Source organism: Pseudomonas sp. 3MA1 (assembly GCF_029237275.1).
Classification (GTDB): Bacteria; Pseudomonadota; Gammaproteobacteria; order Pseudomonadales; family Pseudomonadaceae; genus Aquipseudomonas; species Aquipseudomonas fluorescens_AP.
Window position 1 is genome coordinate 312,236 of the sequence record NZ_JAACFX010000002.1, and the last position, 12,665, is coordinate 324,900.

15 protein-coding genes are annotated in these 12,665 nt (G+C 61.9%); 4 read left to right on the forward strand and 11 right to left on the reverse strand.

Going from position 1 to position 12,665, the window contains the following annotated elements:
* Positions 1-61 precede the first annotated feature (61 nt).
* The 3 genes from GWQ44_RS06530 to exbB are packed head-to-tail and all read right to left on the reverse strand — an operon-like array spanning position 62 to position 2,244.
* Positions 62-814, reverse strand: a complete 753-nt coding sequence (locus tag GWQ44_RS06530) for an energy transducer TonB (protein WP_016963704.1) — start codon at positions 812-814, stop codon at positions 62-64.
* Positions 811-1,239: a TonB system transport protein ExbD gene (gene exbD, locus GWQ44_RS06535; RefSeq protein ID WP_016963705.1), complete on the reverse strand. Its 429-nt coding sequence runs from the start codon at positions 1,237-1,239 to the stop codon at positions 811-813. The genes GWQ44_RS06530 and exbD overlap by 4 nt, the downstream gene beginning before the upstream one ends.
* 6 nt (positions 1,240-1,245) lie before the next feature.
* A complete protein-coding gene (gene exbB / locus GWQ44_RS06540) occupies positions 1,246-2,244 on the reverse strand; it encodes a tonB-system energizer ExbB (protein ID WP_275926917.1) in 999 nt (332 codons plus the stop codon).
* Between the two features lie 189 nt (positions 2,245-2,433).
* Between exbB and GWQ44_RS06545 the strand changes: the two genes are divergently transcribed.
* Entirely contained in the window at positions 2,434-3,291 is an 858-nt protein-coding gene (locus GWQ44_RS06545; RefSeq protein WP_016963806.1) for an NAD-dependent epimerase/dehydratase family protein, read from the forward strand.
* 42 nt (positions 3,292-3,333) lie between these two features.
* Here GWQ44_RS06545 and GWQ44_RS06550 read toward each other — a convergent pair whose 3' ends face one another.
* From GWQ44_RS06550 to GWQ44_RS06575, 6 genes are all read right to left on the reverse strand, one after another.
* Positions 3,334-4,074 (reverse strand): hypothetical protein, encoded by a 741-nt coding sequence (locus GWQ44_RS06550; RefSeq protein ID WP_103741877.1) that lies wholly within the window; start codon positions 4,072-4,074, stop codon positions 3,334-3,336.
* Positions 4,075-4,129: 55 nt separating this feature from the next.
* Positions 4,130-4,510, reverse strand: coding sequence for a RidA family protein (locus GWQ44_RS06555; protein ID WP_016964149.1), 381 nt, complete (start codon positions 4,508-4,510; stop codon positions 4,130-4,132).
* Positions 4,511-4,534: 24 nt separating this feature from the next.
* On the reverse strand, positions 4,535-6,640 hold the full coding sequence (gene spoT / locus GWQ44_RS06560; protein ID WP_047306619.1) for a bifunctional GTP diphosphokinase/guanosine-3',5'-bis pyrophosphate 3'-pyrophosphohydrolase: 2,106 nt from the start codon (positions 6,638-6,640) through the stop codon (positions 4,535-4,537).
* 57 nt (positions 6,641-6,697) lie between these two features.
* Positions 6,698-6,961, reverse strand: a complete 264-nt coding sequence (rpoZ, locus tag GWQ44_RS06565; protein WP_007921129.1) for a DNA-directed RNA polymerase subunit omega — start codon at positions 6,959-6,961, stop codon at positions 6,698-6,700.
* Positions 6,962-7,129: 168 nt separating this feature from the next.
* Positions 7,130-7,750 (reverse strand): guanylate kinase, encoded by a 621-nt coding sequence (gene gmk, locus GWQ44_RS06570; protein ID WP_016964147.1) that lies wholly within the window; start codon positions 7,748-7,750, stop codon positions 7,130-7,132.
* A 10-nt stretch (positions 7,751-7,760) separates the two neighbouring features.
* Entirely contained in the window at positions 7,761-8,624 is an 864-nt protein-coding gene (locus tag GWQ44_RS06575; RefSeq protein WP_016964146.1) for a YicC/YloC family endoribonuclease, read from the reverse strand.
* A gap of 270 nt (positions 8,625-8,894) precedes the next feature.
* Between GWQ44_RS06575 and rph the strand changes: the two genes are divergently transcribed.
* Positions 8,895-9,617: a ribonuclease PH gene (rph, locus tag GWQ44_RS06580; protein ID WP_016964145.1), complete on the forward strand. Its 723-nt coding sequence runs from the start codon at positions 8,895-8,897 to the stop codon at positions 9,615-9,617.
* A gap of 30 nt (positions 9,618-9,647) precedes the next feature.
* Positions 9,648-10,016, forward strand: coding sequence for a DUF4870 domain-containing protein (locus GWQ44_RS06585; protein WP_016964144.1), 369 nt, complete (start codon positions 9,648-9,650; stop codon positions 10,014-10,016).
* Between the two features lie 61 nt (positions 10,017-10,077).
* Here GWQ44_RS06585 and GWQ44_RS06590 read toward each other — a convergent pair whose 3' ends face one another.
* On the reverse strand, positions 10,078-10,857 hold the full coding sequence (locus GWQ44_RS06590; protein ID WP_011064227.1) for an exodeoxyribonuclease III: 780 nt from the start codon (positions 10,855-10,857) through the stop codon (positions 10,078-10,080).
* An 81-nt stretch (positions 10,858-10,938) separates the two neighbouring features.
* Between GWQ44_RS06590 and pyrE the strand changes: the two genes are divergently transcribed.
* Positions 10,939-11,583 carry an orotate phosphoribosyltransferase gene (pyrE, locus tag GWQ44_RS06595; RefSeq protein ID WP_103741875.1) on the forward strand — a complete coding sequence of 215 codons (645 nt, stop codon included), beginning with the start codon at positions 10,939-10,941 and terminating at the stop codon, positions 11,581-11,583.
* A gap of 157 nt (positions 11,584-11,740) precedes the next feature.
* Here pyrE and argB read toward each other — a convergent pair whose 3' ends face one another.
* A complete protein-coding gene (gene argB / locus GWQ44_RS06600; protein ID WP_016967157.1) occupies positions 11,741-12,646 on the reverse strand; it encodes an acetylglutamate kinase in 906 nt (301 codons plus the stop codon).
* Positions 12,647-12,665 lie beyond the last annotated feature (19 nt).

Consider the following 12,665-nt stretch of genomic DNA (forward strand, 5'->3'; position numbering starts at 1 on the left):
AATGCCTGCTTCGGGCTGGGCAAACGCCAAGGGCACCTTTGCAGGTGCCCTTGGCGGGGTATCAGCGGCGACCGCGGCTTCTGTCGATTTCGTAGTTGAAGGGCGCGGTGACTTCCACGGTGCCATTGGTGAGCATGTCGGCCGGCGGTTTGGGCAGTGGCTGGGCGCGGCGGATCATGTCCAGGGTGGCCCGGTCCAGATCCGCATTGCCCGAGCGGCTGGTCAGCTCGTAGGACAGCACCTTGCCTTCGGCATCAACCACGAAGTGCAGGGAGTTGGTGCCTTCCTTGCCTCGACGTTGAGCCTCGCTCGGATAGCGCTTGTGCTTGGCCAGGTGCGCCTGCACCAGTCCCTGCCAGTTGGCCTTGGCGGCGGCCTGGGCCGGTGACGGACCAGCGGTCGCGGGGGCGGGCTGCTGGGACGGGGAGGGCGTGACCGGGGCGTCGCTGGGCTTTTCCTCGGAAGGCTTTTCCTTGGGCGGCTCGGGCTTGACCACGGGTTTTGGTGGCTGTGGCTTGGGCTTTGGCTTGGCCGGCTTGGGCACCGAAATGGTTGGTTTCGGCGCTTCGGCGAGCTTGGGCAGCGGCAGTTCTTCCACCGGCGCAGGCGGTTGTGGCGTAGGCACCACTTTCGGTGGTGCCGGTGGAGGCGGCACAGGGGCAGGCGCCAGTTCCACCACCATGGCCTGGGGCGGAATGGGTATTGGTTGTGGCTTGGACCAGTTGAGGGCGAGGAGGATCGCCAGCGCATGGACGCCCAGCACCACCGCCAGGCTACCGCTGTAACGCGTCAGTCTTTGGCGCGTCGTGATCATTTCTTGGCTGCCGTCTCAAGTCCGACCAGGCCGACTTTCAGGTAGCCGGCGGCCCGCAGGTTGTCCATGACGCTCATCAGATCGCCGTAGTTCACGCCCTTGTCGGCCTGGAAGAAGATGGTCGTGTCCTTCTTGCCTTGGGTGCGGGCGTCGAGGATGGCGCCCAGGGTTTCGGCCTTGACTTCCTCTTCGCCGATGAACAGGCGCTGGTCGGCCTTGACGCTGAGGAACACTGGTTTTTCCGGGCGCGGCGCCGGTTTGGCGCTGGAGGCGGGCAGGTCGACCTTGATGTCCACGGTGGCCAGCGGGGCGGCCACCATGAAGATGATGAGCAATACCAGCATCACGTCGATGAACGGCGTGACGTTGATTTCGTGGTTTTCGGCCAGGTCGTCGCCTGCGCCTTCTTTCAAATGCAAGCCCATGGCTGATTACCCCACTTTCACCATGTGCGGTTGTGTGGAGCGCTCGACTGGCTGGTGGTCCAGGTCGCGGCTGACCAGCAGCAGGACTTCTGCCGAGGCGTCGGCCACCTGGGCGCGGTAGCCGGTGATGGAGCGAGCGAAGACGTTGTAGATCACCACCGCCGGGATCGCGGCAACCAGGCCCAGGGCCGTGGCCAGCAGGGCTTCGGCGATGCCCGGGGCAACCACGGCGAGGTTGGTGGTCTGGGTTTTGGCGATGCCGATGAAGCTGTTCATGATGCCCCACACGGTGCCGAACAGGCCGACGAAGGGCGCGGTGGAACCGATGGTGGCGAGCACCCCGGTGCCGCTGCTCATGTTGCGGCCGCAGGCCGCCACCAGGCGCTCCAGGCGGAAGCTGACCCGTTCCTTGATGCCTTCTTTCTCACGGCTGTTGGCCGACAGGCGCATTTCTTCCAGGGCGTCGTGGACCAGCAGGTGGGCGAGGGTGCCCTCCTTGGCGGCGGAGGCGCTGGCTTCTTTGAGGGTGGTGGCCTTTTTCAGGGCGGCGATTTCACTGCGCAGGCGACGCTTGGCGCCCAGCAGTTCGAAGCCTTTGGCGATCCAGATGGTCCAGGTGATGATCGAGGCGATGGCCAGGCCGATCATCACCAGTTTCACGATGATGTCGGCGTTCTGATACATGCCCCAGGGCGACAGGTCGTGGGCCATGCCCAGGCTGTTGTCGGCTTCGAGGACTTCGGGAGTGTCTTGGCCCGCTGCCGGAAGGCCTTCGGCCTGGGCCGGGTCGGCGGCTGGCGCGGTGGTCAGGGGGGCTGCCGGCTCGGTCTGGGCGTGTTCGGCGGTCGGAGCGCTGGCGGCGGGCGCGGTGGCCGGGGCGTGCTGGTCGGCGAAGGCTGCGGTCGGAGCCAGCAGCAGGCTGCACAGCAGCGCAGCAACCGCGCTTACGGCGCGCAGTGGGCTTGGGCGTTTGGTTGGCGAGGCGGAGAGTGGATTGCTTGTCATGCTGGCCGGACCTGAGAAGAGGAAAGGGTTAAATGTCCTTCTAGGCCTCGCTGGGCCGAGAACAAATGGGCGGTTATTATTGCAATTAATTCTTGTTAACAAAAGTAATACAGTAACTATTTTTCCTCGATTGCTAGCCGTTCATCCAAAGCCGAGGCTAGTCTTGGCCTTTCTGAAAGGAGTTTTCTGATGTCCTCCCCCTCTGTTTTGATCGCCGGTTGCGGTGATGTCGGGAGTCGCCTGGCGACTCAACTGCTGGCTGAGCAATGGCGGGTTTATGGCTTGCGCCGCACGGTGTCGCGCCTGCCTCAGGGAGTGATTGGCGTCGCCGGTGACCTGTTCAGCGAGCAATGCCCGAAGGACTGGCCGCAGGCGCCCCTGGATTATCTGGTGTACTGCGCGGCGGCCACCGAGCATGACGAGGCGGGGTATCGCGCAGCCTATGTCGAGGGCCTGCAGCATGTGCTGAGCTGGCTCAAGCAGCATGGCCAGCAGCCCAAGCGTCTGTTGTTCGTGTCCAGCAGCAGTGTCTACCAGCAGCAGGGCGGCGAATGGGTCGATGAGCATTCGCCGGCCCTGGCCACTGGCTACTCAGGCCGTTTGATGCTGGAAGCCGAGCAGGTGGCCTTGAACAGTGGGTTGCCTGCAACGCGGGTGCGCCTCACCGGCATCTACGGACCGGGCCGTGAATGGCTGCTGACCCAGGTGCGTCGCGGGTATCGGGTGGCGATTGATCCGCCGTTGTATGGCAATCGCATTCATGCCGACGATGCGGCGGGCCTGCTGGGGTTCCTGCTTGAGGCGGATCGTCGCGGCGAGGCGTTGGAGGATTGCTATATAGGGGTCGATGACGCGCCTGCGCCCCTGGCGGAGGTGGTCGACTGGCTGCGTGAATACCTGGGGGTGACCGAGTGGGCGGACGATGCCAGCGTGCGTCGCACCGGCAGCAAGCGCTGCAGCAATGCCCGCGCCCGGGCGTTGGGCTGGGTGCCGCGTTACCTGAGTTATCGCCAGGGGTATACGGCGATTCTTGAGGGGCAAGGCTGAGTCGGGTCGTAGCCGCTGCGGTTGGCAGCGGCTACCTCCGGGTCACTGCTTTTGCAGCAGCCATTGCTGGTTGCCCGGCACCAGCGACGGCACTTCATCCGCCAATGCGCTGTTCACTGCCTGGAAGATCTCCAGTTGCTGGTCCTTGCGCACGAAGATCCAGGAATTGCCCTGGCCGTTGAGCTGCAACCAGATGCTGTCGTTACCGCCGCTCATGGAGGCGCAGTCGCCCGCCAGGCACAGGGCATAGCGATCGGCCCCCGGCAAACCTTGCACGGCGCCGTTGGCCTGGAACTGGACTTCGTTGCCCAGTCCCGGGCCGCTGACGATTTTCCACGTGCCGCCCAGGTAGGCCGAGTACAGCGCGCGCTCGAAGTTGGCGCCCAGTGGCGCGCCTTCAGGTGCGGGGTCCTTGGGCGGGACGAACACCTGTTCGGGTTCGTTGTCGTTGGCCACTTGCAGCAATTGCTTGCCGTTGCGTTTCAGCTCCGTGGCGGCGCTGCCATAGAACTCGACTTTTGCAGTATTCGAGCCGTCGCTGACGATCTTGCCTTCGATGGTCTCGAAGCCATTGGTGTAGCGGGCCTGGCCTGCCTTGGTGTTGAGTTCCCATTCCAGGTTCGGGCCGTAAGCCTGGAGGGCTTCACGCAAAGGGCCGCCTTTGGAGGCTGCGTCGATCGCTACCTGATTGATCCAGATGCCGCCGACATCGTTTTTGGCGGGGTCGCTGGCACAACCGCCGAGCAATACGGCGAGCAGCGAAACAGCTAGCGCTTGGCGCATGACGAAATCCTTTCAGAACGAAAACGGCGCAGCCTGAAGGGCTGCGCCGCGGGTGTTACTCGATGACCAGAATGGCATCCATTTCAACCTGTGCGCCCTTGGGCAGGGCGGCCACGCCAATGGCGGCGCGGGCTGGGTAAGGCTGCTGGAAGTACTTGCCCATGATCTCGTTGACCTTGGCGAAGTGGCTCAGGTCGGTGAGGAAGATGTTCAGCTTGACGATGTCCTTGAACGAACCGCCAGCGGCCTCGGCTACCGACTTGAGGTTCTCGAAGACCTGGATGGTCTGGGCTTCGAAGCCTTCCACCAGTTCCATGGTTTTTGGATCGAGGGGAATCTGGCCCGACATGTAGACGGTGTTGCCCGCCTTGATGGCCTGGGAGTAGGTGCCGATGGCGGCCGGGGCCTTTTCGCTGGTGATAACGGTCTTGGTCATGAATGACTCCTTGTAATGGACGGGCTACGCGCGCATGCGGGTGATGCGGATGACCCCGGTCAGGGCGCGCAGTTTCTTGATCACGCGGGCCAGGTGCACGCGGTCGTGCACGCTGACCACCAGTTGGACCACGCTGATGCGACCATCGCGTTCGTCCATGCTGATTTTCTCGATGTTGCCGTCGGCGGCGTTGACGCTGCTGGCCAGCAGCGCGATCAGGCCGCGCTGGTGTTCCAGCTCGACGCGCAGTTCGACGTTGAATTCGCCGGTGACATCCTTGGCCCAGGACAGCTGGATGCATTTTTCCGGGTTGTGGCGGATTTCGCTGATATTGCGGCAGTTGTCCAGGTGCACCACCATCCCTTTGCCAGCGGACAGGTGGCCGACGATCGGATCGCCCGGGATCGGCGTGCAGCACTTGGCGTAGCTCAGCACCAGGCCTTCGGTGCCGCGGATCGCCAGCGGGCCTTCCGGGCTTGGCAACTGTTCGCCTTCGCCCAGCAGGCGGCGGGCCACGACGTAGGCCATGCGGTTGCCCAGGCCGATGTCTTCCAGCAGGTCCTCGATCAGTTCCAGGCGGTATTCCTGGAGAATCGCCTGGACACGTTCCGCCGGGATTTTTTCCAGCGAGCTGTCGAAACCGTTGAGCACCTTGTTCAGCAGGCGTTCGCCGAGGCTGATGGACTCGGAGCGGCGCTGCAGCTTGAGGGCGTGACGAATATGGGTGCGGGCCTTGCCGGTGACCACGAAGTTGAGCCAGGCCGGATTTGGGCGTGCCCCTGGGGCGCTGACGATTTCCACGGTGGAGCCGCTTTGCAGGGGTTCCGACAGCGGGGCCAGGCGGCGGTTGATCCGGCAGGCGATGCAACTGTTGCCCACGTCGGTGTGCACCGCGTAGGCGAAGTCCACCGCGGTGGAGCCTTTGGGCAGCTCCATGATCCGGCCTTTGGGCGTGAACACGTAGACCTCGTCCGGGAACAGGTCGATCTTCACGCTTTCGATGAACTCCAGGGAGTTGCCGGCGCGTTGCTGCATCTCCAGGACGCCCTTGACCCATTGGCGGGCGCGGGCGTGGGTGCCTTTGGGCTGTTCGTCGCCGCTGGATTTGTACAGCCAGTGGGCGGCGATGCCGTTATTGGCCATTTCTTCCATTTCCCGGGTACGAATCTGGATCTCGATCGGTACTCCGTGCATGCCGAACAGCGTGGTATGCAGCGACTGGTAGCCGTTGGCCTTGGGAATGGCGATGTAGTCCTTGAAGCGTCCCGGCAGTGGCTTGTACAAATTATGTACAGCACCGAGCACGCGATAGCAGGTGTCTACCTTGTCGACGATGATGCGGAACGCATAGACATCCATGATCTCGTTGAAGGCGCGACGCTTGCCGCGCATCTTCTTGTAGATACCGTACAGATGCTTCTGGCGGCCGCTGACCTCGCCCTGGATGCCGTCGATGGCCAGGCAGTGGCTGAGGGATTCTTCGATCTTGTTGACGATTTCCTTGCGATTGCCCCGGGCGCGCTTGACCGCCTGGTAGATCCGCGCGGAACGCATCGGGTGCATCGCCTTGAAGCCCAGGTCTTCGAATTCGATGCGGATGCTGTGCATGCCCAGGCGATTGGCGATGGGGGCGTAGATCTCCAGGGTTTCCTTGGCGATCCGCCGGCGCTTCTCGCCGGAGAGCACTTCCAGGGTGCGCATGTTGTGCAGGCGGTCGGCCAGCTTGACCAGGATCACGCGAATATCGCGAGCCATGGCCATGGCCATCTTCTGGAAGTTTTCCGCTTGGGCTTCGGCCTTGGTCTCGAAGTTCATCTGGGTCAGTTTGCTGACCCCGTCGACCAGTTCGGCCACGGTTTCGCCAAACTGCGCGCTGAGCGCTTCCTTGGCGATGCCGGTGTCTTCGATCACGTCATGCAGCATCGCGGCCATCAGGCTCTGATGGTCCATGTGCATGTCGGCAAGAATGTTCGCTACCGCGAGTGGGTGCGTGACGTACGCCTCGCCGCTGCGACGGCGCTGACCGTCATGGGCTTGTTCGGCGTAGAAATACGCTCGGCGGACCAGATTGACCTGGTCCGTGCCGAGATAGGTCGATAAGCGATCGGCGAGGGCGTCTATGCTCGGCATGATGTCTCCTGCCGTAAGCTGTGATCCCGCGCCGTGCTACGTCGACCAGGCATAGGCTCAGACTGCCTCGTTGGACTCGTCCTCGAAAGCAGCAAAAAGCGGCTCGTCTTCAACGATTTCGGCTTCGGCGATAGCTGCATAGTCGATCAGGCCTTCAGCGATTTCGCGCAGAGCGACAACGGTAGGCTTGTCGTTTTCCCATGCTACTTTCGGCTCTTTGCCGCCGGTTGCCAGTTGACGGGCACGCTTGGTAGAGAGCATGACCAGCTCAAAGCGGTTATCCACGTGTTCTAGACAGTCTTCAACGGTTACGCGGGCCATGGTCTTCCTCGTAGCAAATGCAATATGCGCGCTGCCCGGATGGGCGAGCGGACTCAACAGTTTAAAAAATCACCAGCGTTTAGGGAAGCGCTGATTTTTTGACCAAGCTCTTCAACGCGCTGCAAGTGCCAATGTAAAGCGCTTGCAGCGGTTTTGGGAAGTGCTGTTTTAGCCCAGCAGTTCGGCCAGCAACTTGCCGAAACGCTGCTGCTGACGTTTCTGTTGCAGTTGATTGGAGCGGAAAATGGCCTTCAGATCGTCCAGCGCGTGGGCGAAATCGTCGTTGATGATCAGGTAGTCGTAGTCGACGTAATGGCTCATTTCGCTGACGGCTTCACGCATCCGCCCTTCGATGATCTCGTCGCTGTCTTGTCCGCGATTGGTCAGGCGCTGGTGCAAGGCCTGCAAGGATGGCGGCAGGATGAAGATCGAGCGCGCCTGGGGCATCAGCTTGCGCACCTGCTCCGCGCCTTGCCAGTCGATTTCCAGGATCAGGTCGTGGCCTTCGTCCAGGGTCTGCTGCAGGTGGCTTTGCGAGGTGCCATAGAGGTTGCCGAAGACTTCGGCGCGCTCCAGAAAGTCGCCGTGCTCGATCATCTTCACGAATTCACTGCGTTCGACGAAGTGATAGTTCACGCCATTCACTTCACCCGGGCGCATGGCGCGGGTGGTGTGGGAGATCGAGACGCGGATCTCCGGGTTGGCGTCGGTCAGAGCCTTGACCAGGCTGCTTTTGCCTGCGCCCGATGGGGCGGAAATGATGTACAGGGTGCCGGTGCTGTGGGTCATGTCAGTTGCCTTACTCAATGTTCTGCACTTGTTCGCGCATCTGCTCGATCAACACCTTGAGGTTGACCGCAGCCTGGGTGCTGCGCGGGTCGAAGGCCTTGGAGCCCAGGGTGTTGGCTTCGCGGTTGAGCTCCTGCATCAGGAAGTCCAGGCGCCGACCGGCAGCGCCGCCGGACTTGAGCACGCGGCGTACTTCGGTGATGTGGGTGCTCAGGCGATCCAGTTCTTCGGCGACGTCGCTTTTCTGCGCCAGCAGGACCATCTCTTGCTCGAGGCGGGTCGGGTCCAGCTCGACCTGCATGTCGGCGAAACGGTCGAGGACTTTCTGGCGCTGGGTCGCGAGCATCTGCGGAACCAGCTCGCGCAGTGTCGCGACGTCTTCCTCCATGGATGACAGGCGCTCGTTGATCAGTCGGGCCAGCTCGGCGCCCTCGCGTTCGCGACCGCTCTTCAATTCTTTCAGGCCCTGGTTGAACAGGGCCAAGGCATCGCTGTTCAAGGCTTGCGGATCGCTGGCGTCGGCCACCAGCACGCCTGGCCAGGCCAGCACTTCCAGCGGGTTCAGGGCCGCCGGCTGCTTGATCAGGCCGGCAACCGTCTCGGCCGCTGCGACCAGCTGTGCTGCCCGCTCACGATCGACCTGCAATGGCTTGCCGGTGGTTTCCTCGGCGAAGCGCAGGGTGCATTCGACTTTGCCCCGGGACAAACCCTGGCGCAGTGCTTCGCGGACTGCGCCTTCGAGGTCGCGGAAGGCTTCCGGCAAGCGCAGGTGCGGCTCCAGGTAGCGGCTGTTGACCGAGCGCAACTCCCAGCTCAGGGTGCCCCGAGTTCCAGCCCGTTCGACTCGTGCGAAGGCGGTCATGCTATGCACCATGGAGGTACCTCCGATTCAGTGCCGACGCCAACCGCAAGCGGGCTGAGCAGGCCTGATAGATGAATTAAAGCCGGTAGGCGGCGAAGGCGCAGGATTGTAGCGCAGTGCGACAGGCGTCCCCAAACCCTGCTGCAGACAATGGGTCGCAGGTCGTCGCAACAGGATCAATCTGAGGTACAAATGCGCCTTTGGCCTTTTTAGGCGTGCCCTGGCGCGGTTGCGGGCTTTATAATGCCCGGCAGTGTTCCGTCCTCGTACAGGTATTCCCCTATGAAACGTCCAAGTGGTCGCGCTGCCGATCAGCTCCGCTCGATCCGCATTACCCGCAACTACACCAAACACGCCGAGGGATCTGTACTGGTCGAGTTCGGTGATACCAAAGTGATCTGCACGGTCAGTGTCGAGAATGGTGTACCGCGCTTCCTCAAGGGCCAGGGTCAAGGCTGGTTGACGGCCGAGTACGGCATGCTGCCGCGGTCCACCGGCGAGCGTAACCAGCGTGAAGCCAGCCGTGGCAAGCAGGGCGGCCGCACCCTGGAGATCCAGCGCCTGATCGGTCGTTCCCTGCGCGCTGCGCTGGACATGTCCAAACTGGGCGACATCACCCTGTATGTCGATTGCGATGTGATCCAGGCTGATGGCGGCACCCGTACCGCGTCGATCACTGGCGCGATGGTGGCTCTGGTCGACGCCTTGAAAGTGATCAAGAAGCGTGGCGGCCTGAAAGGCGGTGATCCGTTGAAGCAGATGATTGCCGCAGTATCGGTGGGTATGTATCAGGGTGAGCCGGTCCTGGACCTGGACTACCTGGAAGACTCGGCCGCTGAAACCGACCTCAATGTCGTCATGACCAGCACCGGTGGTTTCATCGAAGTGCAGGGCACCGCCGAAGGCGCGCCGTTCCAGCCGGCCGAACTGAACGCGATGCTGGCCCTGGCCCAGCAAGGCATGAACGAGATTTTCCAACTGCAGCAGGCGGCGCTCGCCGATTGATCGGCGCCGGTCTTCAGCAAGGAGAGCACCATGAGTGATGAGCAACTGCCACAACCTGCGCCGAGCCATGAAGTCCGGCAATGGGCGATGTTTTGTCACCTGTCCGCCTTGCTGGGGATCTGGGTTCCCTTCGGTACGCTGATCGGGCCGCTGATTCTCTGGCAGATGAAGCGCGAGACGGATCCCTTTATCGATGCCCAGGGCAAGGAAGCGCTGAACTTCCAGCTGACGGTCGCCATTGCGTCGGCAGTCTGCTTCCTGTTGATGATCGTGGTGATCGGTTTCTTTATGTTCGGCCTGCTGGCGATTGGCGCCTTGGTGCTGACCATCATCGGTGGGGTCAAGGCGGGTGAGGGCGTGCCGTATCGGTATCCTTTCACCTGGCGCCTGATCAAGTAGATTGAGCACGCACAAAAAAGCCGACAGCGATGTCGGCTTTTTTGTGGCTCTGAAAAGACGCTTAGATGGTCAGCGTCCAGTCATAGTCCACGATCAGTGGTGCGTGCTGCGAGAAGCGCGGCTGACGCGGCAGGCGAGCGCTACGGACAAAGCGGCGCAGGCCAGGAGTCAGCAGCTGGTAGTCAAAGCGCCAGCCCAGGTTGAGCATCTCGGCCTGTTCGTTGTCCGGCCACCAGCTGTACTGATCGCCTTCGCGGCTGACTTCGCGCAGTGCGTCGACATAGCCCATGTTGCCAATGATCTCGTCCATCCAGGCACGCTCGGGTGCCAGGAAGCCCGGAGATTGCTGGCTGTCACGCCAGTTCTTGATATCCAGCTTCTGTTGCGCCACGTACAGCGAGCCACAATAGATGTACTCGCGACGTTTGCGCCGCTGTTTATCCAGATAACGGGCGAAGTCGTCCATTAGCTTGAACTTCTGGTTCAAGTCTTCATCGCCGTTCTGCCCTGATGGAAGCAGCAAGGTCGCGATGCTGACCTTGTCGAAATCGGCTTGCAGGTAGCGCCCGTAACGATCGGCTGTCTCGAAGCCGAGGCCGCTGATGACCGCCTTCGGCTGCAACCGCGAATACAAAGCCACGCCGCCTTGGGCAGGGACTTCAGCATCGCAGGCATAAAGGAAGTAGCCATCCAGTTGGAAGGCTGGGTCATCCAGTTCAAAGGCAGAGGCGCGGGTGTCCTGCAGGCAGATGACGTCGGCATTCTGTGCCTGCAGCCAACTGAGCAAACCACGCTCCACTGCAGCCTGAATACCATTGACGTTCACACTGATGATCCGCATAAATGGCCCCAAAAATCACGTGCGTGTATGATACCCGAGCTCTACCTAATTAGCTAAATCCGTGGTATCTGGGGTTTTTTCATGCAGGCGTATCAGCGCGATTTCATTCGTTTTGCCATCGATCGCGGGGTTTTGCGCTTCGGTGAGTTCACCCTGAAGTCCGGGCGCACCAGTCCTTACTTCTTCAATGCCGGCCTGTTCAACAGCGGTTCGGCCCTGGCCCAGCTGGGGCGTTTCTATGCCGCGGCGATCGTCGAAAGCGGCATTGCCTTCGATGTGCTGTTTGGCCCGGCTTATAAAGGCATTCCTCTGGCAGCGGCTACAGCCGTTGCTCTGGCTGAGCATCATCAGCGCGATCTGCCTTGGTGCTTCAACCGCAAGGAAGCCAAGGCGCACGGCGAGGGCGGCAGCCTGGTAGGCGCCCCATTGACCGGCGACGTGCTGATCATTGATGACGTGATCACCGCAGGCACCGCCATTCGCGAGGTGATGCAGATCATCGAGTCCCAGGACGGCGCCAAGGCGGCCGGGGTGTTGATCGCCCTGAACCGTCAGGAGCGCGGCAACGGCGAGCTGTCGGCGATCCAGGAAGTCGAGCGTGACTTCGGTATTCCCGTAGTGAGCATCGTTTCCCTGACCCAGGTCCTGCAGTTCCTGGCAGACGACCCGGCGCTCAAGCAGCATCTGCCCGCAGTGGAAGCCTACCGCGCGCAGTACGGAATCTGACACCGTAGGAGCCGGCTTGCCGGCTTGCGTCTTGAGTTGCCCGCGTAAGCGCCTTCGCTGGCAAGCCCGCTCTTACGCAAGCCAACTCCCACAAAGATTGCGTCGTAAAAAAGCCCCCGCCCGGCATCCCGGGCGGGGGCTTTTTTGTCGCTGGCGCTTAAGGGCGCTTGCGATTGCTGATCAGGGTGCCAACACCGGTATCGGTGAAGATCTCCAGCAGAATCGCGTTGGGCACGCGACCGTCGATGATCAGCGAGCTGCCGACGCCGCCTTGCACCGCTTCCAGGGCGCAGCGGATTTTCGGCAGCATGCCGCCGTAGATGGTGCCGTCGGCGATCAGTTCGTCGACCTGCTGGGTGCTCAGGCCCGTCAATACCTTGCCTGACTTGTCCATCAGGCCGGCAATGTTGGTCAGCAGCATCAGCTTCTCGGCTTTCAGCGCTTCGGCCACCTTGCCGGCGACCAGATCGGCGTTGATGTTGTAGGACTCACCATTGGCGCCAACGCCAATCGGTGCGATCACCGGGATGAAATCGCCCTTGACCAGCAGATTCAGCAGATCGGTATTGATCCCCACCACTTCGCCCACATGGCCGATATCGATGATTTCCGGCGTGGTCATTTCCGGTGTCTTGCGGGTCACGGTGAGCTTTTTCGCACGGATCAGCTCGGCATCTTTACCGGTCAGACCGATGGCGCTGCCGCCATGCCGGTTGATCAGGTTGACGATGTCCTTGTTGACCTGGCCGCCGAGGACCATCTCCACCACGTCCATGGTCTGCGCGTCGGTCACGCGCATGCCGTCGACGAAGTGGCTTTCAATCGACAGGCGCTTGAGCAGGTCGCCGATCTGCGGGCCGCCGCCGTGCACCACCACCGGGTTGATCCCGACAGCCTTCATCAGCACGATGTCGCGGGCGAAGCCGGTTTTCAGCTCCTCGCTCTCCATAGCGTTGCCGCCGTACTTGATCACCAGGGTCTTGCCGACATAGCGGCGGATGTAAGGCAGCGCTTCGGATAGGACCTTGGCGGTATTGGCGGCGGCATCGCGTTCGATGGTCATTCAGGGCTCCGGTGCTTCA

Coding starts and splice junctions, on each gene's coding strand:
- exbB (WP_275926917.1), bottom strand. CDS start 2,244: ATGACAAGCAATCCACTCTCCGCCTCGCCAACCAAACGCCCAAGCCCA.
- GWQ44_RS06575 (WP_016964146.1), bottom strand. CDS start 8,624: ATGGTGCATAGCATGACCGCCTTCGCACGAGTCGAACGGGCTGGAACT.
- GWQ44_RS06555 (WP_016964149.1), bottom strand. CDS start 4,510: ATGACCAAGACCGTTATCACCAGCGAAAAGGCCCCGGCCGCCATCGGC.
- gmk (WP_016964147.1), bottom strand. CDS start 7,750: ATGACCCACAGCACCGGCACCCTGTACATCATTTCCGCCCCATCGGGC.
- GWQ44_RS06545 (WP_016963806.1), top strand. CDS start 2,434: ATGTCCTCCCCCTCTGTTTTGATCGCCGGTTGCGGTGATGTCGGGAGT.
- pyrE (WP_103741875.1), top strand. CDS start 10,939: ATGCAGGCGTATCAGCGCGATTTCATTCGTTTTGCCATCGATCGCGGG.
- GWQ44_RS06585 (WP_016964144.1), top strand. CDS start 9,648: ATGAGTGATGAGCAACTGCCACAACCTGCGCCGAGCCATGAAGTCCGG.
- rpoZ (WP_007921129.1), bottom strand. CDS start 6,961: ATGGCCCGCGTAACCGTTGAAGACTGTCTAGAACACGTGGATAACCGC.
- spoT (WP_047306619.1), bottom strand. CDS start 6,640: ATGCCGAGCATAGACGCCCTCGCCGATCGCTTATCGACCTATCTCGGC.
- GWQ44_RS06530 (WP_016963704.1), bottom strand. CDS start 814: ATGATCACGACGCGCCAAAGACTGACGCGTTACAGCGGTAGCCTGGCG.
- GWQ44_RS06590 (WP_011064227.1), bottom strand. CDS start 10,857: ATGCGGATCATCAGTGTGAACGTCAATGGTATTCAGGCTGCAGTGGAG.
- argB (WP_016967157.1), bottom strand. CDS start 12,646: ATGACCATCGAACGCGATGCCGCCGCCAATACCGCCAAGGTCCTATCC.
- GWQ44_RS06550 (WP_103741877.1), bottom strand. CDS start 4,074: ATGCGCCAAGCGCTAGCTGTTTCGCTGCTCGCCGTATTGCTCGGCGGT.
- rph (WP_016964145.1), top strand. CDS start 8,895: ATGAAACGTCCAAGTGGTCGCGCTGCCGATCAGCTCCGCTCGATCCGC.
- exbD (WP_016963705.1), bottom strand. CDS start 1,239: ATGGGCTTGCATTTGAAAGAAGGCGCAGGCGACGACCTGGCCGAAAAC.